14 protein-coding genes are annotated in these 19,883 nt (G+C 70.5%); 9 read left to right on the forward strand and 5 right to left on the reverse strand.

What is annotated here, in order from left to right; all coding sequences use genetic code 11:
- The first annotated feature begins 31 nt into the window (after positions 1–31).
- Genes acnA through QQ657_RS12605 form a run of 4 tightly spaced genes read left to right on the forward strand, consistent with a single transcriptional unit; the run spans position 32 to position 6,112 of the window.
- Positions 32–2,596: an aconitate hydratase AcnA gene (acnA, locus tag QQ657_RS12590; RefSeq protein ID WP_284742272.1), complete on the forward strand. Its 2,565-nt coding sequence runs from the start codon at positions 32–34 to the stop codon at positions 2,594–2,596.
- Entirely contained in the window at positions 2,589–3,227 is a 639-nt protein-coding gene (locus QQ657_RS12595; protein ID WP_284742273.1) for an MBL fold metallo-hydrolase, read from the forward strand. Before acnA ends, QQ657_RS12595 begins: the two co-directional genes overlap by 8 nt.
- Positions 3,224–5,431: an aminotransferase class III-fold pyridoxal phosphate-dependent enzyme gene (locus tag QQ657_RS12600; protein WP_284742274.1), complete on the forward strand. Its 2,208-nt coding sequence runs from the start codon at positions 3,224–3,226 to the stop codon at positions 5,429–5,431. Before QQ657_RS12595 ends, QQ657_RS12600 begins: the two co-directional genes overlap by 4 nt.
- Before the next feature lie 9 nt (positions 5,432–5,440).
- Positions 5,441–6,112 carry a GntR family transcriptional regulator gene (locus QQ657_RS12605; protein WP_284742275.1) on the forward strand — a complete coding sequence of 224 codons (672 nt, stop codon included), beginning with the start codon at positions 5,441–5,443 and terminating at the stop codon, positions 6,110–6,112.
- Positions 6,113–6,157: 45 nt separating this feature from the next.
- On the opposite strand, the gene QQ657_RS12610 is transcribed toward QQ657_RS12605, so the two are convergent.
- Entirely contained in the window at positions 6,158–6,280 is a 123-nt protein-coding gene (locus QQ657_RS12610; protein ID WP_284742276.1) for a hypothetical protein, read from the reverse strand.
- A 422-nt stretch (positions 6,281–6,702) separates the two neighbouring features.
- On the opposite strand from QQ657_RS12610, the gene QQ657_RS12615 reads away from it, so the two are divergent.
- Positions 6,703–7,449, forward strand: a complete 747-nt coding sequence (locus QQ657_RS12615; RefSeq protein WP_284742277.1) for an ANTAR domain-containing response regulator — start codon at positions 6,703–6,705, stop codon at positions 7,447–7,449.
- Positions 7,450–7,577: 128 nt separating this feature from the next.
- Here the strand turns inward: QQ657_RS12615 and QQ657_RS12620 are convergent, their stop codons facing one another.
- Positions 7,578–9,575, reverse strand: coding sequence for a hypothetical protein (locus tag QQ657_RS12620; protein ID WP_284742278.1), 1,998 nt, complete (start codon positions 9,573–9,575; stop codon positions 7,578–7,580).
- A gap of 34 nt (positions 9,576–9,609) precedes the next feature.
- On the reverse strand, positions 9,610–10,851 hold the full coding sequence (locus tag QQ657_RS12625; RefSeq protein ID WP_284742279.1) for an ATP-grasp domain-containing protein: 1,242 nt from the start codon (positions 10,849–10,851) through the stop codon (positions 9,610–9,612).
- A 722-nt stretch (positions 10,852–11,573) separates the two neighbouring features.
- On the opposite strand from QQ657_RS12625, the gene QQ657_RS12630 reads away from it, so the two are divergent.
- A complete protein-coding gene (locus QQ657_RS12630) occupies positions 11,574–14,180 on the forward strand; it encodes a hypothetical protein (protein ID WP_284742280.1) in 2,607 nt (868 codons plus the stop codon).
- A gap of 545 nt (positions 14,181–14,725) precedes the next feature.
- Here QQ657_RS12630 and QQ657_RS12635 read toward each other — a convergent pair.
- Entirely contained in the window at positions 14,726–15,067 is a 342-nt protein-coding gene (locus QQ657_RS12635) for a hypothetical protein (protein WP_284742281.1), read from the reverse strand.
- A 26-nt stretch (positions 15,068–15,093) separates the two neighbouring features.
- Between QQ657_RS12635 and QQ657_RS12640 the strand changes: the two genes are divergently transcribed.
- Entirely contained in the window at positions 15,094–16,254 is a 1,161-nt protein-coding gene (locus QQ657_RS12640; RefSeq protein WP_284742282.1) for a tyrosine-type recombinase/integrase, read from the forward strand.
- Positions 16,251–17,285: a hypothetical protein gene (locus QQ657_RS12645; RefSeq protein ID WP_284742283.1), complete on the forward strand. Its 1,035-nt coding sequence runs from the start codon at positions 16,251–16,253 to the stop codon at positions 17,283–17,285. Before QQ657_RS12640 ends, QQ657_RS12645 begins: the two co-directional genes overlap by 4 nt.
- Positions 17,286–17,412: 127 nt before the next feature.
- On the opposite strand, the gene QQ657_RS12650 is transcribed toward QQ657_RS12645, so the two are convergent.
- A complete protein-coding gene (locus QQ657_RS12650) occupies positions 17,413–17,583 on the reverse strand; it encodes a hypothetical protein (protein ID WP_284742284.1) in 171 nt (56 codons plus the stop codon).
- A gap of 305 nt (positions 17,584–17,888) precedes the next feature.
- Between QQ657_RS12650 and QQ657_RS12655 the strand changes: the two genes are divergently transcribed.
- Entirely contained in the window at positions 17,889–19,730 is a 1,842-nt protein-coding gene (locus tag QQ657_RS12655) for a patatin-like phospholipase family protein (protein ID WP_284742285.1), read from the forward strand.
- Positions 19,731–19,883 lie beyond the last annotated feature (153 nt).

Genomic DNA, 19,883 nt, shown 5'->3' on the forward strand with positions numbered 1-19,883 from the left:
ATAGCCTATAAGCTATGCGGAGAGGATCGGCGTGAAGACGACAAGCAGGGCGGACAGCTACGCCAGCCTGGCCCGGCTCGACCTGGCCGGCACCGAGTACCGGGTGCACCGCCTGGACGCTGTGCCGGGCGCCGAGCGGCTGCCCCTGAGCCACAAGATCCTGCTGGAAAACCTGCTGCGCCACGAAGACGGCCACACGGTCACCGCCGGGCAGATCGACCGGCTCGTGCGCGGGGAAACCGGCGTCGTCGCCTTCTCGCCGTCCCGGGTCTTCCTGCACGACACCAACGGCGTCCCGGTGCTGACCGACCTGGCCGCGCTGCGCGACGCCGTGGCCGAAGCGGGCGGCGACCCGGCGGCGGTGCGCCCGCACATCCCCAGCCACCTGACCGTCGACCACTCCATCGCGACCGAGGTGGCCGGCCGGCCGGACGCCCTGCGCCGCAACGTCGAGATCGAGTACGCGCGCAACGCCGAGCGGTTCCGCTTCCTCAAGTGGGGCGAGCGGCTCGACGGGCTGCGCGTCGTCCCGCCCGGCACCGGGATCATGCACCAGATCAACCTCGAGTACCTGGCGAGCGTCGTCGAACGCCGTGACGGCTGGGCGTTCCCGGACACCTGCGCCGGCACCGACTCCCACACCACGATGGTCAACGCGCTGGGCGTGCTGGCCTGGGGCGTCGGCGGCGTCGAAGCCGAGGTCGCGCTGCTCGGGCAGCCGCTGAGCCTGCTCGCGCCTCCCGTCGTCGGCGTCGAACTGACCGGTGAGCTCGGCCCCGGCGTCACCGCGACCGACCTGGTGCTCACCATCGCCGAAACCCTGCGCGCGCACGGCGTCGTCGGGAAGTTCGTCGAGTTCACCGGTTCCGCGGTGGCGCGGATCCCGCTCGCCCACCGCGCGACGATCTCGAACATGTGCCCGGAGTTCGGCGCCACCGCGGCGATGTTCCCGATCGACGACGCCACCCTCGGCTACCTGCGGCTCACCGGACGCGCGCCCGAGCACGTCACCGCCGTCGAGGTTTACGCGAAGGAACAGGGCCTCTGGCACGACTCGGGCGCCGACGTGCGGTACGCCGAGCGGGTGCGGGTCGACCTCTCCGCCGTCGCCCCCTCGCTCGCCGGGCCGCGGCGGCCGCAGGACCGCGTCGCGCTCGCCGGCGTCCCGGCGAACGCGCGGGCGGCCATCGGATCCACAACGGACGGTCCGGTCCCGGACGGCGCGGTCGCCATCGCGGCGATCACGTCGTGCACCAACACGTCCAACCCGCACGTGATGGTCGCCGCCGGCCTGCTCGCCCGCAACGCCCGCGCCCGCGGCCTGACGGCCCAGCCGTGGGTGAAGACGAGTCTCGCACCGGGGTCGAAGACCGTCACCGAATACCTGCGCCGGGCCGGGCTCGACGAGCCGCTCGACGAGCTCGGCTTCCAGCTCGTCGGCTACGGCTGCATGACGTGCATCGGCAACTCCGGGCCGCTGCTGCCCGAGGTCACCGCGGCGGTCGCCGACGGCACGGTCGTCGCGTCGGTGCTCTCGGGCAACCGCAACTTCGACGGCCGGATCAACAACGACGTCTCGCTCAACTACCTCGCGTCGCCGCCGCTGGTGGTCGCGTACGCGCTCGCCGGATCGATCACCCGCGACCTCACCACCGAACCACTCGGCACCGATGCGCACGGCGAGCCGGTGTTCCTCGCCGACCTCTGGCCGGACGACGCCGAGGTCGACGCCGTCGTCACGGCCCACCTCACCCCGGAGCTGTTCCGCGACGCTTACGCCGACGTCTTCACCGGCGACGAGCGCTGGGCCGGCGTGCCCGCGGCCGGCGGGGCCCGGTTCGAGTGGCCGGCCGGCTCGACCTACCTGCGGCGCCCGCCGTTCCTCGACGACGTCGCTCCCCCGCCGGAAGACCTCCGCGACGCGCGCGTGCTGCTGCTCCTCGGCGACTCGGTGACCACGGACCACATCAGCCCGGCCGGACGCATCCCGCCGTCGAGCCGCGCCGGGCGCTACCTGACCGCGCTCGGCGAGGCGGACCTGAACACCTACGCCTCCCGCCGCGGCAACTTCGAGGTGATGGTCCGCGGCGGGTTCGCCAACCCGCGGCTGAAGAACCGCCTCGGGCCCGGCGGCCGGACCCGCGACGCCGACGGCGCCGCCGTCCCGGTGTACGACGCCGCGAGGTCGTTCGCCGGCACTCCCCTGCTGGTGATCGCGGGCCGGGAGTACGGCACCGGGTCGTCGCGCGACTGGGCGGCGAAGGCCACCGCGCTGCTGAAGGTGCGGGTCGTGCTGGCCGAGTCGTTCGAGCGGATCCACCGGTCGAACCTGGTCCAGCTGGGCGTGCTGCCGCTGCAGTTCGCCGACGGGCAGAGCGCGGACTCACTCGGGCTCGACGGCACCGAGGAGTTCGACCTGCTCGGCATCCCCGAAGCCGTCGACGACCCGGCGCGGCCGGTCACCGTGCGGGTCCGGCCGGCCGGCGCGCCCGCGTTCGAGTTCGCGGTCCGCGCCCGGCTGGACACCCCGCAGGAGGCGGTCTACTACGCCCACGGCGGCGTCCTCCCCTACACGCTCGGCCGGTTCCGTGCCTGACGTCGATCCCCTGCTCCGGGGCCAGGGGCAAAGCTCGGACCAGGGCAGCATCGGGTTCTGCGGCGTGTACCTGGTCCACGCCGGGGCACGGCGGATCCTCTTCGACTGCGGCCACGCCGGGCGGCGGCGGGCGCTGCTGCGCGCCCTCGGCGACCGCGGGCTGGCGCCGCGCGACGTCGACGTCCTGGTGCTTTCCCACGCGCACTGGGACCACGTCCAGAACGCGGACCTCTTCGCCGACGTCCTGATCCATCCGGCGGAAGACCTGGCCCCGCAAGGAAATCCCTTCACCCCGCCCTGGACGGCGGCCGTCCTCGGCGGGGTCTCCGTGCACGCCGCCGCCGACGGGCTCGAGCTCGCGCCCGGCGTCACGGTCACCTCGCTGCCCGGGCACACCGCGGGCTCGATCGGGCTGACCGTCGCCACCGCCGCGGGCACCGCGCTGCTGACCGGCGATGCCGTGCCGTCCGCCGGGGCCCTGCGGCGGGGACGCTGCAGCAGCGCCGTCGACGAGGTGGCCGCGGCGGAGTCGATGGCGCTCGTCCGGTCGCGCGCCGATCTCGTCTACCCCGGCCACGACCGGCCGTTCACCCTGGAAGCCGGTACCCCCGGAAAGGACCTCCCCGCATGAGCACCTTCACCGAACCGGCCCCGGCCTTCTCCCCCGGCAGCCTGCGCGCGGCGCTGCGCGAGCACTGGGACCTCGCGGACACCGTGCTGAAGCCGCTCGACAGCGAGCGCGACCTCAACGTGCTCGTCGACGGGGAGTTCGTGCTGAAGATCTCGAACTCGGCCGAGCGCCCCGACGTCGTCGACATGGAGGTCCGCGCGCTCGCGCACGTGCGTGCCGCCGACCCCGGGCTGCCGGTGCCGGAGTCGGTCGGCGAGGTCGCCCGGCTGACCGACGACTCCGGCCGCGCCTGCCTGGCCCGGCTGATCACGCTGCTGCCCGGCCGTCCGCTGGAAGGGAGCCCGGTCGACGACGACATGGCCGCCAGGGTCGGCTCGGTCGCGGCGCGGGTTTCCGTGGCGCTGCAAGGGTTCTTCCACCCGGCGGCAGGGCGGGAGCTGCTGTGGGACGTCCGCCGGATGCCGGCGGTCGTCGCGGCGGCCGGGATCGGCCGGGCCGAGCTCGTGGCCCGGGTGGCGCCGGCGCTCGCCGCCACCGCGACGCTGCCGGCCGGGCTGCAGCACGCCGACGTCACGCTCACCAACGTCCTGGCCGAAGCGGGCGCGGTCACCGGCGTGATCGACTTCGGCGACATGCACCACACGGCCGCCGTCACCGACCTGGCCGTCACGCTGACCTCGGTGCTGCGCCGGGCCGAGGACGTCTGGCGCGCGACCGAAGCCGTGCTGCGCGGCTACCAGCGGTACCGCACGCTGAGCGCGGCCGAGGTCGCCGTGCTCGGCGAGCTGGTGATCGCGCGGCTGCTCACGACGCTGGCGGTGTCGGCGACGCGGCGCGACGCGCACCGCGACAACGAGCGGTACATCACCCAGTACGACGACACGAGCGAGCGCGTGCTGCGGCTGCTCGCCGGCCGCACCCCGGACGAGCTGGGTGACCGGCTGGCGCGCCTGGCCGGCACCCGCGACCTCGCTTCGGCTGTCCCGGCGGGCGAGCTGCCGTCCCGGCGCGCGGCGGCGATGGGCGGCGGGCTGTCCCCGCTGTTCTACCGCCGTCCCCTCGAGCTGGTCCGCGGCGAAGGCGCCTGGCTGTACGCCCGCGACGGCGCCCGCTACCTCGACGCGTACAACAACGTGGCCGTCGTCGGGCACGCGCACCCCGCCGTCACGCGGGCCGTCGGGCGGCAGCTGGCGGAGCTGAACACGCATTCGCGGTACCTGCACGGCGGCATCGTCTCCCTCGCCGAGCGGATCCTGGCGACGATGCCGCCGGAGCTGGACACGTGCCTGTTCACGACGTCCGGCACCGAGGCGAACGAGCTGGCGTGGCGGCTGGCGACGGAGTACACCGGCGGCGACGCGGCGATCATCGCCGAGCACGCGTACCACGGTTCGTCGAAGTGGATGGCGGATCTCAGCTCGAACGAGTGGCCACCGGGCTACCGGCCCGCCCACGTCGGGACCTTCGCCGCGCCGCGCGAACCCGGTGCCACGCCGCGGATCGAGGCCGCGGGCCTGCGCCCGGCGCTGGTGCTGGCCGACTCGCAGTTCACGTCGGAGGGCATCCTCGACGTACCCGACGGCTTCCTGGCCGGGCTGGTCGAAGGCGCCCACTCGGCGGGTGCGCTGTACCTGGCCGACGAAGTCCAGTCGGGGTACGGCCGCAGCGGGCCGCAGTTGTGGCGGTTCGCCCTGGCCGGCATCACGCCCGACGTGGTGACGCTGGGCAAGCCGATGGGCGCGGGCTACCCGATCGGCGCGCTGGTCACCCGCCGCGAAATCGCCGACGTGCTGGCGCGCAAGTACGAGTACTTCTCGACGTTCGCGGCGACCCCGGCCGCGGCGGCCGCGGGCCACGCGGTCCTCGACGTCCTCGAGCTGACCGGCCTCCCGGCCCAGGCGGTCCGGGTCGGCGAGCACCTCCGCCGCGGGCTGCGTGAGCTGGCGGCCGGGTCGCCGGTGCTCGGCCCGGTGCGGGGCACGGGCCTGCTCGCGGGCATCGACGTGCTGCCGGTCGACGGCGCTCCCTCACGTGAAGTGGCACGCGCTCTGCTAGACGGTCTGGTCTCCCGCGGCGTGCTCGCCGGCCTCACCGGTCCGGGCGGCGACGTGCTGAAGGTGCGTCCTCCGCTGGTCTGGGACACGACGCACGTGGACGAGTTCGTCGCACGCCTCGCGGAAGCGACGCGTGGTTATGGGCTATAGGCTGACGGGATGACCAGCCCCCGCCCGGCTCTCACCAAGAACGCGTACGCCTACGAGGAGCTGCGCCGCCGCATCCTCGCCGGCGAACTGGCCGCCGGGCAGACCATTTCCCAGGAGCACCTCGCGGTCGAGCTGGGGGTCAGCACGACTCCCCTGCGCGAGGCACTCCGGCGGCTGGACGCGGAGGGCCTGGTGACCCTGGCGTCCCACCGCGACGCGCGGGTCACCGAACTGGACGCCGCGGAGGCGCGGAGCCTGTTCGAAATCCGCGAAAACCTCGACCCCCTGGCGGCCAAGCTCGCGGCGGACCGCCGCACGGACGCGGACGTTTCGGCCATCGAGTCGGCGCTTCGCGATCTGGAGCCGCTCAGCGCGTCGACGGGGTTCGAGGCGCTGCTGGCGCACCGGGCGTTCCACCGCAGCGTGTACACGGCGTCGCACAACCCGCTGCTGTCGTCGCTGCTCGAAGGGCTCTGGGACAAGGCGGACCGGTATCGCCTGGTGGGGTTGCGGTCCACACCGGACTCCGACGAGGACCGCGAGCGCGTCCGGCAGGAGCACGCGGAGATCGCGGAGACGGTCATCGCCGGAGACACGCGGGCGGCGGAGCGCGCGATGAAGAAGCATGTGCAGGGCAGCCTCGGACGCCGGGCGATCGCGGCTTTGGAAGGGCCGCCCTGACGTGTCCGGGCGGTCCGGCAGGACGCCGGCGGCCGCCCGGGGCCGTCAGTGCCGGGGCTCGGACAGGACGAGGACCACCGTGCCGCTCGCGAACGCGCGGTTTTCGACCTTGCCGAACACGCCGGTGGCTCCCTCGCTGAAGAGTTGCTCGCCGGTGCCGCGCAACACCGGGTGGATCCACAGCCGCAGCTCGTCGAGCAGTACGGGTTGCCCCTGCCCGCCGGGTTGACGACCGACCGAGACGATGACGTCAACCCGGGGTCGCCTTGGTTTCGGCGGTGGCCGGCCGCAACGCCGGGCCGCCCGGATGTCCCCTGACCTGGCCGTTTTGCCTTTGCCGACCAGTGGGTACCCCCATGTCCACGGCGCGACGAGTCCAGTGGTCGGCCACGAGGAAGGTGGGTGGGACCGATGTCCGCGCAGCCGAGCAGTCCGGGGCACAGACAGTACGGGCAGTCGCCACGCTTGGCCGCTATCCGAGCCTGGGCCCGCTGACGTGTCGCCCTCCGATCGACGACGCGCTGCGCCCCGCTGATCTTCTGCCCGTCGCGCGGCCGGCGGCCTGGCGCATCGACCCGAGGGAGCATCACATGGACGAAACCCTGCTTCACGAACAGGACGCCGTGCGGCGAGTGGACGACGTCACCGCCGCACTGGAGCGGCTGGCCGGCACCTTCCTGGAGGAAGAGAAGCTGTCCGTTGTCCTGCAACGAGTGTGCCTGCAGGTGGTGCACGCGGTGCCGGACGCGGAGATCGCCAGCATCACCCTGCTGCGCGACGGCGCCCCCTACACCGCGACGTCGACCCATGACGGCGCGCACCACATCGACCAGGCCCAGTACACCGCCGGGCAAGGCCCCTGCCTGGAGGCCGCCCGGACCGGCGAGCTCCAGCGGGTCAAGGTGGCCGAAGCGGCACAGCGGTGGCCCGAGTTCGCCGCGGCCGCGGCGGCGTCGGCGGTGCTCGGCTACCTGTCCGCGCCGCTGTTCATCGACGACGAGTACCACGGTTCGCTCAACCTGTACGACACCGGCGGCAACAGCTTCGGCGCTCTCGACGCGGCCCTGCTGGAGCTGTACACCACCGCAGCCGAAGCCGCCCTGCGCAGCGCCCGCCGGCACCAGTCGGCCCGTGACACCATGGCACAGCTGTCCACGGCGCTGACCTCCCGCGCGGTGATCGACCAGGCGAAGGGCATCCTGATGGCCCTGCACCGCATCCCCGCCGACGACGCCTTCGAGCTGCTCGTCAAGGCGTCGCAAGAGCAGAACGCGAAGCTTCGCGAAGTCGCCCAGGACTTCGTCACCTCTGCCGTGTCCGCCCCGGACCGGACATGAGCGGGCTGGTCGCGACACGACGACGGCGCCGGCTCTCTGCTGAACCGACGCCACCGCCGAATCCCCGCCAAGCACGGGAAGGGACTCGGACCCACGATTACCCAGCTCCCACAACCTTTGAACGCGGATCAAAGGCTTCCGGACGGCAGCCGGTCGGCTCCCCAGCTGCGCTCGACGTACCCGAGGATCCGCGTGACGTCCTCGGCGGGCACCTTCTCCGGCTGCCCGCGCTCGAGCGGGTCGACGTGGAAGATGTAGAGCCGTGAGGCGAACTGGTCGAACGGCAGTGACGCCTCGCCGAACCGCTCGCCGTTGCCCGCGGTGGAGACCACGACGCCGTCGCCCCAGTCCTGGCCGCTGTCGTTGTTCGGGTTGAAGAAGTACACGCGCATGACGTCCTGTGGGTCCGGCGCGGCCCGCAGGATCGTGATCGCGTGCCAGCCGATGTAGCGCGCCGCGCTGTCGGTGACCGCGACGCCGGCCGGCTGCGGGTGGATCAGCGGCTGCCCACCGTTGTAGGACGGGTGGTAGCTCGCGTGGAAGTGCCGGTAGAAGTCGTCGAGGTCGATCAGCTGCCCGGTCGCGACGTCGACGTTGATCCGGAAGCCGCGCGCGGTCCACCAGCCGTGGAACTCGGGGTTGACCCACCGGTGCGGGTCGCCCGGCCGGTCGGCGCAGCGGCGGCCCATCTCGGCGTAGATCCGGTCCAGGTGGGGCACGACGAGCAGCGACACGGGGTCCAGGTCCATCGGCAGCGTGGCCGCCAGCCCGGCCGCGCTCTCCTTCGACGAGATCGGCTGCCCTTCGAAGTGCATGATGACCTCGTCGTCGCGGGCCGCCCACGCGACGATCTGCAGCAGGTAGTCCGGGTCGTTGTAGGCCCACATCGACAGCGCGCGGGCCGACTGGCAGGTGGGGTTGTCACCCTGCCCGACGCCGAGCGGCAGGCCCAGCATCGACAGCACGCCCGCGACCAGCCGCGCCTCGGGTCCCGGCTGGTCGCCGAACACCGTCGTGAGCCGTTCCCGGGCGGCCGGGGCCAGCTCCAGGGCCAGCTGGCGCCACAGCGCGGGCACCACCGGCGGCTCGTACAGGATGCCGCGGTCGAGCAGCAGCGCCAGCCCGTAGCTGCACTGCGCGGTCTGCGGGTGCACGGCCACCTCGATCAGCCAGTGCACCAGGTCGCGGTAGCGCAGCAGGCAGTTGCGGCCGGTGTCGGACAGGCCGAGCGCCTCGCCGAGGAGGTAGTCGCTCTCGTGCCGCAGGAAGCGCAGCAGCTCCGCGTGGTACGGCGACACCAGGCCGGTGTCGTGCATCGCCCTGGCGAACCCGGTGGCCTCGTACTGCAGGGCGCCGGTGTCCATCGCCTCCAGCCGCGACCGGAAGACGTCGACGCCCGGGTCCTCCCGGCACGCCTCCGTGGTGCCGAACAGGCTGGTGATGAGCCGGTCGAGGCCCTGCCCGGACGCTCCCCCGAGCGCGACGTCCGGATCGCCGCGGTAGATCGCGATCCGGGTGATCAGCGACTGCACCTGCTCGACCTGGATCGGGCGCTGGCGCAGGATCCGCCAGATCTCGTCGACCAGCTCGTCCAGGACGCTGTCGTAGCCGACCTCGTCGGCGACGTGCCGGAACAGGTCCCGGATCAGCTGCGCGGTGCGGCCCTGCCGGACCCGTTCCGCCTCGGTGGGCGGGGTGAACAGCAGTTCGAGGTTCATCGCCAGCACCTGCGACAGGAACTGACGAGCGTCCTCGGCCGACAGTGTGGGATGCGCGAAGTCGCCGCGGGCCACGGCGAGCATCCGCAGCTCGCTGGTCGCTTCGATCACGACGGTGTCGCCGTTCTCACTGCGCAGCCCCGGCCCCACCAGCGCTGGGACGAGGATCTCCGGGGTCGCCCAGTCCGTGCCCAGGAACACCCCGGCTTCCTCGATCGCCTGCGCCCTGGCCTGGACCGCCGCGGGCCCGCCCGGCTGCAGCAGGACCCGCCGCAGGGCCTCCAGCACGCGCCGCAGCTTCGTGTGCTTGCCGAAGTCGCGCGTCTCGGCCATGGCCTGCACGGCGTCGTCGAGCGCGGCCACGCGCTTGGCCAGGGCCGCTTCCCGGCCGTCGGTGGTCGGTTTCACAGGGTTCCCCCGGGGTAGGTCTCCGGCCTCCACATCAGACGTAGAAGTCGTACTCTTCCTGCTCCTTCAGCAGATCGCGCATCCGGTACGCGTCGTCGCCGAAGAAGTACAGCAGACCCCAGTGCGTGCCGAACGCGGTCCTCTTCGTCACCGTCTCCTCCAACGGCGCCGAGAGGTCGTGCGACTCGTAGTAGTCGTCGTCCTGGGTCTGCTCGGGGATCCGCAGCTCGCTGACCACCCGCCGGCGCGGGTAGACACCGAAGCAGCCCGCGACGCCGGACGCGTCGACGACCTCGCGCGGGAAGAAGGCGTCGATCTCCTCCTCGGTCGTCTTGGGGTCGAACGCCAGGGCCAGACCTTGGTAGGCGTTGAACCCGTAGGCCCGTTCGAGCAGCTCGAAGACCTTGAAACCCGGTGGCCGGTAAGCGACTTCGCCGAAGTACATCTCGCCGTCGCTGGTGACGAAGTACTCCGGGTGCACGAAACCGAACTCGATGTCGAAGGCCTTGATGAGCTTCTCGATCTGTGCGGTGATCTGCGGCCGGTACTTCTCCAGCTCCGAGGTCGCCGGAACGAACACCGAGTACCCGAGGGTGACGTATTCGGAGATGTTGAGGAACTTGATCTTCCCGTTGTGGATCCACGCTTCGACGGCGAACTCCCAGCCGTCCAAGTGGGATTCCATCAGCACCGGGAACTCGTCCTCCGGGATCGTGTCGATCTCGTCGGGCGTGCGGATGACGCGGTGCCCGAGGCAGCCGGCCTTGTCGAAGGCCTTGAGGTGGATCGGGTCGTTGGGGTCGCCGTCGAGCTTGAGCAGCGTCTGGTTGACGCGCTTGAGGAAGCGGATGACGTCGTCGCGGTCGTGGGCCTCTTCGAAGATCCCGACCCGGATGCCGCCGAGCTGCGCGCGGCGCTTCATCAGCGCCTTGTCGCGCAGCAACATGGCCTGCCCGAACAGCCGCGGGTTGTCGAGCAGGACGGAGTTGATCGCCCCGGCCCACTCCACCGTCTCTTCGAACAGCGGGATCGCGACGTCGACCCCTCTTTCCTTGAGGATTTCGGCGATCTCCAGCGACCGGTCGTTGAGCCGCTCGAAATTCCAAGGCACATAAGGGATGTCGTGTTCTTCGCAGTACTTTTCGGCCCAGTCCGGCGCCACCACGACGTATCGCCGGTCGAAGCGGTCGAGGGCCTCGACCGCGTTGAGGCTCCAGCCGAGCAGGGCCAAGTGACCCTTTTCGGGATTTTTGGTGGCCGGTTCGGGCTGTGGCATGGACCATTCCTCCGGTTCGGCGCGTGCGCATGTCGTTCGTGTCGTGGGGCAACCGTACCTGCCGGTTCCAGGGGTCCGCTGAACGAAGACGCGGGCGGCGCCTCACCCTGTGAGATCGCCCTCCTTCTCGTTTCGCTCCGCGTAGAACGCCGGCTCCTCCACTGTGGAGGTTCATCCCGAGGCCGGTGCTCGGCAAGCATCGCCGTGCGTTCGGGTACGCGGTCCTCGTGGCCGTCGCCCTGACGCTGGTGAACACTGGTGGTCCTGCCCACTTTGCCGCCGGGTTCCGGGCTCACCGCGTGGATCCAGCTGCCGGCGGCGGGATCCCGGCCGCTGTTCCGGGCGTGGTGCCGGTGATCTTCCCGACCGAGGTGCGGCAGACCGGGTTTCGTTGCCGTACAACATCGTGATCGCGCTGCTCGGCGGCTTCCTCAGTCTGATCCTGTTGTGATTCGTCGCGAGCGTCGTTCCCGGGGCGCCGATGTACGTCCTGCCGGCCGACGATCGTCGCCGCCTTCGCCATCCTGCGGGTCCGCGTCCACCTGGGCCGGGGAGCCCGCCCGAGGACTCACCGCCGGCACGACCCTGGAGGGCCTGCTGGCGAGCGGCGGTCTCACCGAGGCGGGAGAGGACGCGCTGCGCGAGCGGGCTGAACCATGAAGCAACCAATTCTCCCCTTCAGGCGTGTACGTCCCGCATGCAAGCAACAGGGGAGAGCCAGCATGACCTTACGAAGATCACTGACGTTGCTCGCCGTAGCGCTCGCCGTCGCGCTCACCGGCACTGATGGCGCGATGGCGGCAGCGGAAACCGCTGGTCAACAGCGTTCCGAAGTGACGCTGTCCGCGACGTCCTGGGGTTACGTCGACTCGGCGGCACCGACCACCGCCCACTTCAAGCCATCCGGCAACTTGCCGATCGGCACCTGGGACACCACACCGCACCGCCAACGCTCGTACGTGGATTTCGACCTGAGCTCGTTGCGGGGTGCGCCGTTCACGACGGTGCTGCTGTCGGCCGGCGAGACCCACTACGTCGACTGCGACAGCCGCGCCACCGAGGTGTGGCAGACCTCCGCCTACACCAAGCAGTCGACCTGGCAGAACCGCCCGGCGGAGCGGACCCGGGTGGCGTCCAGGGGTGCCGACGGCACCTGCATCGACAACGACGCCACGTTCGACGTCACCACCGCGGTGCGGGACGCTGTCGACCACAAGGTCCGTCACCTCACGCTGGGCTTCCGCGTCGCCGAAGCCCACGAGGCGGACCCGGCGTTCTACCGGCTGATCGAGGCCCCGGTAACGCTGCGGGTGGTCAACAACGCACCGCCCGCGACGCCGGCCGACCTCCGCACCAACGGCGAACCCTGCGCCAAGGACGGCACCGGAGCGCTGGCGAGCCGCCAGCTGGTGCTGAGCGCACAGGTATCCGACCCGAACGGCGACTTCACGTCCGGGCGGTTCACGTGGTGGCCGGTGGCGGACCCGTCGCAACGGCACACGGGTGCCGGGTCGGGCAACCCCGCCGCGGCGTACCCCGACACGTCGGACCTCGCCGACGGCACCTACGCGTGGGAGGTGTACGCCCAGGACAGCTGGGGTGCGAAGTCGTCCACGGCAGGCCCGTGCCGGTTCACCGTCGACCGCACGGATCCGAAGGCGCCTGCTGTCGTCTCCGCGACGTACCCGGAGGACGCCGAGGGCGGCGGGGTCGGGGTGGCGGGCGAGTTCACCTTCTCCCCCAACGGGTCCACCGACGTCGCGCGGTACGACTACAACTTCGGCGCGGACACGCGGGAGATCGCCGCGGGCCCCGACGGCAAGGCCACCGTCAGCTTCACGCCGACGTCCAACGGCCGGCAGTCGGTGCTCGTGCGGGCGTGGGACCGGGCGGGCAACCTCTCGCTCAGCACCTACTACTCCTTCATCGTCAAGGAGACGCGACCGACGGTCACGTCCGACCGCTACCCGCCGCAGGGCGGCCCGGACGGCGGCATCGGCGTGCCGGGCGTGTTCCGGTTCGCGCCGGGGATGGCGAACGTCGTGGCGTACGACTACCGGCTGGACGACGGCGCGTCCGCCACGGTCACGGCCGGCCAGGACGGCGTCGCCGAGGTGACGATCACGCCGGCCACCGGCGGTGATCACGTGCTGTACGTGCACAGCACCGACACCTCGGGCGCGAGGTCGCCGGATCGGGAGTACCGGTTCCTCGTCGATGCGTCACCGGTGGTGAGCGGGCCCGAGAACGTCGACCTGGGCACCTCGGCCACGTACACGGCCACACCGAGAATGCCGGCCGTCGTCGAGTACGACTACTGGTTCGCGAGTGCCGAGAGTACGAAGTGGACGGTCAAGGCGAACGCCGGCGGAACCGCCACGCTGCCGGTCGGGTTCACCTCGGCCGACCAGAACCTGCTGCGGGTCCAGGCCCGTGACGCGTCCGGCGGGCTGTCCCCGGTGACGGAGAAACGGTTGTCGCTCAACACCTGGCGACCGGAGATCGGTTACGAGGGCGACATCGGGACCGAGGGCAGAGCCGCCACGTACACGTTCACCACCCCGATGCCGAACGCCGTGGAGTTCGAGTACTGGCTGACGGCGGACCCGGCTACCAGGTGGACCGTGCCGGTCAGCGGGAACACCGCGACGGTGAGCTACACCCCACCGAGGATCGGCGACTACGAGATGCTGGTGCGCGCGAAGAACACGGCGGGCGTGTGGTCGTCGACGGACAACATCACGTGGACGGTGACGAACTACCCGACGGTGACCTCGAAGGAGTTCCAGGCGAACGGGCGGGTGTTCCCCGGCACCTTCACCTTCGATGCCCGCCAGCCGGGCGCGGTGGCGTTCGAGTACTCGTTCGACTGGGGTCCGTTCCAGCAGACGCCCGCTCAGAACGGGCGCTCCGTGCTGGCATGGACTCCCCCGCTGCCACCGGATGGCTCGGCCGACCACAACCTGCGGGTGCGCACGGTGACGGCCGACCAGGTCTCCTCGCAGGAGAACACGTACTATTTCAACATCCTGAGCGCGCCGTACGTGTCATCCGAGGACTACCCGGAAAGCGAGTGGTCGGGCGGTGCCGGTGTGCCGGGGACGTTCACCTTCACGCCGGGTATGCCGGGCATCGTCTCGTACACCTACTACGTCCAGGACGACCGGGGTGCCGTGACCGAGGAGCTCACCGTGCCGGCGGACGGTTCGGGTGCGGGCACGATGACGTGGACCCCACCGGACCGAGGCAGCTACGCGGTCATCGTGCGGGGCACCACGGCCGACGGCACCAGGTCGGGTGGCATCGGCTACTCGGTGTACGTGAACTGAGCGCGTGACCGGCGGCCCCGCTCCCGCCAGGGAGCGGGGCCGCCTGCTCGGTAGCGGCAGCACGCTCTCCCGAACCAGTGGCCTTCGGCGAGTGCCCGATACAGCAGCCTGCGGCGGCAAGTCAAGAGCCCAGTGGACCGGACTACCTGAAGCGGTTCCCCCAAGCGGAGCAGCCAGGTTCCCGCCTTCGCCCATGACTATGATCCTGCGCATGGTGTCACCACCCTGGGGATCAGTCCCGCGTATCGTCGGGTGACCAACCGCTAAGTCAGCTTTTTGCGCGACACATCACCACCGTAACGGCGCTTCGGTACCGGTCTGCGGCCGCCTGATCGCTGACGGTCAGACGCACGACGTCGGGCGACGGCGGTGGAACCGTGTCTGAGCGCCTCGTTCCTGCCCTAGTACCCGACGTTCACCCTCCTCAGGCGGAGCGTCGCCGCGGAGGGGCCGCGGCCACTCCCCCGCTCGCCCAAGTACCCTCCGTGCCGGTTGAGGCCAGTTGGACCTACGCAATCGCGCGCGTAGATCGCTCAGGCCGCGTCTCAGAGCACTCGATCGTCGACACCCTCGGCTGGACAGTCGACGACGCCCTCGCCCTCACCACCGTCGGCGTCGGCGTCGGCGTCGGCGTCGGCGTCGGCGTCGGCGTCGGCGTCGGCGTCGGCGTCGGCGTCGGCGTCGGCGTCGGCGTCGGGACGTATCGCCGTGCGGCGACCGGCTGGTACCGCCTCACCCCAAGGCGCGAGATCCGCATTCCTGCCCCCATGCGGGCACGCTGCAGGATCGCCCGGGGTGACCGTCTCTTGCTCGCCGCCAGCGCGGGCTGCGACGCGCTCGTCATCTACACGATGCCTGAGCTCGATCGCCTGCTCTCGCCACATCACGAGGCCAACCTGCGGGGAGGCTGCTGATGAGCGCGGAAACGTCCATCGACGAGCGAGCCGTCGCCGCAGCTGCCGAGATCGTGCTCGCCAAGCTCGGCCTGTCCTTGGACCAGGTCGCCGACGTGGCCAAACCCAAGGTCATGCCGACGTTTGCCGAATACGCACCCGAGGTCGCGAAGACGACGCCGGCTTCGTCGAGTGAGACCTGGAAGTTCTACTGGAAGGTGCTAGTCGACGAATGGGGCGACCGGCCCATCGATGAGCCCCGCGCCTCGGAGATCAACCAGCTGGCCAACCTGGTCCAGCAGCGTGCCGCCGCAAAATCCCCGTCGTACACCGGCCAAGGAGCGAGGTCGCTATTCATCGACGCAGTGAAATGCTTCTACCGGTGCGCCGCGGGCGACAAGCTGATCACCTTGGCGGAGAGCCCGGTCGCCACCATCAAGAACAGCAAACATCGCAATACCAGCCGACGGGCCCTCACACCCCGCGAACTCACCGACATCAACCGAGCCGCCGCCAGCTCCGGCCCCGACCCACTGCTCGACAGCCTCTTGCTCCGGTTGCACAGCGAGACCGCCTGCCGCGCCGGTGGCGCGCTCAACCTGCGTCGCCGCGACCTCAACCCGATGGACTGCAGCATTTTGCTGCGAGAGAAGGGCGGTAAGAACCGCCGTCAGCCTGTCTCACCGACCCTGTTTGAGGCGCTGCTGGAGCACATCAACTCTCGTGTTCCCGGCTGTGAGCCGAACGACCAGGTACTGCGCCTACGCAACGGCATCCCACTCCACTACCACAACTACCAAACGTTCTGGAACCGGATCTGGCGAGTTCTGCCGTGGGCCAAAGCGCTCGGCGTCACGTCGCACTGGTTGCGGTACACCACGCTGACCTGGGTCGAGCGCTCTTTCGGCTACGCAGTCGCGGCTGCATACGCCGGACACGCCGGCCCTGGGACGTCGAGCGATCGCGGCGGCGTGACGTTGACGTACACCTCGGCAACCATCCACGAAGTTGCGGCCGCGCTGTCCGCGCTCACCGGAGAGCCGCACCCGCTGGCCGAGTTCGCGACCCTGCAGACAGAAGCGATCGACATCGGCGCGCGTGCGGACGGACCACCCCTCCCAAGCATCGCCGGCACGAGCGAGCACGCCGACAACCCCGCTCGGCTTCGAGGTGACCAATGACGGCCGCCGACCTCGACCCCGTCAAGCAGGTCATGGCACAGTACGAGCTCGCACGGGAACAAGGCGCACGCAAGCCCGGGCGCGGCAAGCTGGCCGACGCAACCGGGCTCAGTCCCTACTACGTCCGCCAAGCCATCGACAAGATCAATGCCCTTGGCGCCACCATCGCGCCAGAAACAGTCCGGCAACGGCCAAGCGCCAGCTCCGCCCACCCTGTTGGCGATCGCCAATTGACCAGGCCCACCGCGCAGCGACCCCCGGTGAAGGCTGGCAAGACTACACGGGCGACGGCAATCACGGCGGACTCGCCAGGTGACCTGAGTCCGGCTGCAGCGACGCCGGCTGGCGTCGCCAGCCGGTCTACCACCGCTCGCGGCGAGAGCCAGCGCCACACCGGAGCTGGCGACAGCCAGTCCACGCCAGATCGGTCCGTTGGCGAAGGTGGGTCACCAACCCGCCCGCCCTTATCGCCCGCAACCAGCCTGCCTGAACGGGCGCCAGGCCACACCTCGATGCCGCCAGCCGGCATAACGGCACGCCAACGGACACCCGGCGCTCCGGAGAACCAGTCGCTCGAGCCCGGCACCTCGCCGCGAGGCGGAGCACGCGCTGGTGGAATCTTCGTCAGCTGGCTCGGGTTCGCCTTCGGCTCGGTCACTTCGATCGCCGCCAACGTCCTCCACACCTGGCTGCCCGCCAGCTGGCAGCCGCCAAGCTGGGCGCCTGGCTTGGGTCCCCAGGTCGGCGCTGGCGTGTGGCCGATTGCCTTGATCGTCACGGTCGAGGTGCTCACCAGAGTGCCCTGGCGACGAACCTGGTTCTGGAACGCGGTCCGCTACGGCATCGGCACCATCGTGGCGATCGGATCGTTTGCGATCTCCTACGGGCACATCCACGCAGTCCTCACCGCCTGGCACTACGACCCGATCGCCGCAGCCATCGGCCCACTCGTCCTCGACGGGCTGATGACCATCAGCGGCTTTGCACTCATCGCCGGCGAGCTCCGCTGCGACGCGACGGCGAAGCACTGACGCTGGAGTCGTGGGGGGGGGGGGGGGGGGGGGGGCCCCCCCCCCCCCCCCCCCCCCCCCCCCCCCCCGGCTCCCGAGATAGGGACGCATACGGTGGAGCACGAACTCGACCACGATCCGGTGACGGTCAATCACCCGACGTCAGGGTCGGCCTCCCGTCCGGCGTGCCGACGACCTCCTCGTCGAGGACGTGAAGCTCGAACCGAGCCAGGTCGTAGCCACCGATCTCCCAGGCGAGATCGCTATCGCCCACCCTCCAGGCGCGACCGGTGGCTCGCTCCGACAACAACCACGCCACGGTCTCTCCTTGAGTTCGCTGGCCAGTCCCGACAGCAACGTACCCAATCTGGAACACACGTTCGACGCGCGCACGTAACCCTGCCCAATACGCCGTTATACGCTCATCGCGCTCCTAAACCCGGCGATTATGCGACGATCTGGGGGCGAACCAGATCGGGCGACGGTCACGATGATCGCCAGACCCAGCGGAGACCACGAACAGGTCGCCCCGCGATGAAACAAGGTCGAGGGTTCTGGCGACTATGCCGTCGTGGACGCCCGGCTTGCTCCGGGAGCCGCCCTTCGGACCAGGTCAGGTGAGACATGACCGAGTACCCCGCCCAGCCCCGTCTGGACTGCGACATCATTATGAAGGGTGGGATCACCAGCGGCGTGATCTACCCGCGTGCCGTGTGCGAGCTCGCCCGTACCTACCGGCTGCGCTCGGTCGGCGGCGCTTCCGCCGGCGCGATCGCCGCCGCGGCCGCGGCCGCGGCCGAATACGGCCGGACCACCGGCGGATTCGACAAGCTCGCGGACCTGCCGGACGAGATCAGCAAAGCGGCCAAGATCGGCGGCTCGGTGCTGTTCCGTCTCTTCCAGCCGTCGGGCCGGACCAAGGGACTCTTCCGGGTGGCCACTGCCGGTTTGGGCAGGTGCAAACCCACGCGGGTCATCGGAATCGCCCTGGCCGTGGTCCGATCGTTCCCGATCGCCGTGGTGCTGGGTGCGGCGCCTGGAATCGCGGTGCTGATCCTCGCCCTGCTCGGATCCGGGACCGCGCAAAGTACAGCCACCGCCGCGTCCGTCATGCTCCTGCTTGTGGGCGTGCCACTCGGCGCGGCGCTCGGCATCGCACGACGAGTGGGCCGCGCCGTGCCGGCGAACAACTTCGGACTTTGCTCCGGCATGCCCGGCCCGGGACGCAGCGGCCGCGCCGAGGCGCTCACCCCGTGGTTACACAGGACTCTGCAGGACCTCGCCGGCCGGGGAACGGCTGAGCTGCCCTTGACCTTCGGCGACCTCGAAAACCAGGACTGCGCGCTGCGGGTGATGACCACCAACCTCACCCAGGGACAGCCGCTCGCGATGCCCTGGAGCGACCAGCAGTACTTCTTCGATGAGAACGAGTTCCGCGACCTGTTCCCGGCCGACGTCGTCGACCGGATGAAACCTCACCCACCGGTGAGCACGTCCCAAGCGGGTCGTCCATTGTGGCCCCTGCCCCCGCCCGAGCACCTGCCCGTCCTCGTCGCGACGAGGATGAGCTTGAGCTTCCCGTTCCTGCTCTCGGCGATCCCGCTCTACACGCTGGACGACGCAACACCTGGGGGTTGTCGGGTGCACTGGTTCTCCGACGGCGGCATCTGCAGCAACCTGCCGGTGCACTTCTTCGACAGTCCCCTGCCAGGCCGGCCGACATTCGCCATCGACCTCGCGCCGTTCCCGGACGGCCAGGAAAAGTCGGACTGCCAGCGGGACAACACCTTCCTGCCAGCCCTCGACGGCACCGGGCGGCCGCCGCGGTGGACCACCTGGCCAAGCACCGGCCTGGGGAGCCTCTCAGGATTTGCCGGCGCGATGCTGAGCACGGCCAGGTCTTGGGTGGACGAGTCCCAAGCCGCCATGCCCGGCTACGACGACCGCATTGTGACCGTGTACGTCAAGGACGACGAAGGCGGTCTCAACCTCGAGATGGACGGGAAGCAGATCACCGCCCTCGCTGAACGCGGCGAAGCCGCAGCCGAGCAGCTCGTAGCGCGCTTCGCTGGACAACACCCTGCGACGACTCCGGCACCCGGCTGGGAACGGCAACGCTGGCTTCGCTTCCGCACAGCGACCGCCGGACTTTCCCGGTGGCTGACAAGCTTCCACATCGGCTACACCGCAACACCGCCCGCCACCACGCCGTACCGGGACCTGGCCGGGCCCGACGCCACGAAAACGCCGCCGTCCCGCGATTTCGAAGCCGCCGAACGGGTCGCCGTGGACCAACGGACAGGCACGTTGCTCACCTTGGCCACCAGCTGGGAAGAGCGGCCGGCCGATGCGTTCACCAAGGGGGCACCGCAACCGGCCCCGGCGTTGCAACTCGTACCGAAGGCGTGGATCGAGCAACCCAGAAGACCAGGCGGCAGCGACGCTCCCGGCTTCGGCGGCTCGTAGTGATCAGCTCGCCACACGATCGACCATCGGTAAGCCGGCGGAGTCCATGACCTCCGTGGTCGGCTATTGGAAGGCCGGCTGCAGCCACATGACGTCTGCACCGCTGTCGCCGCCCCCACAACGCCCAAGAGCTGGGCGGACCTGCTTCAGCGA

The organism is Amycolatopsis ponsaeliensis, assembly GCF_030182635.1.
In the GTDB taxonomy this organism is placed as follows: Bacteria; Actinomycetota; Actinomycetes; order Mycobacteriales; family Pseudonocardiaceae; genus Amycolatopsis; species Amycolatopsis ponsaeliensis.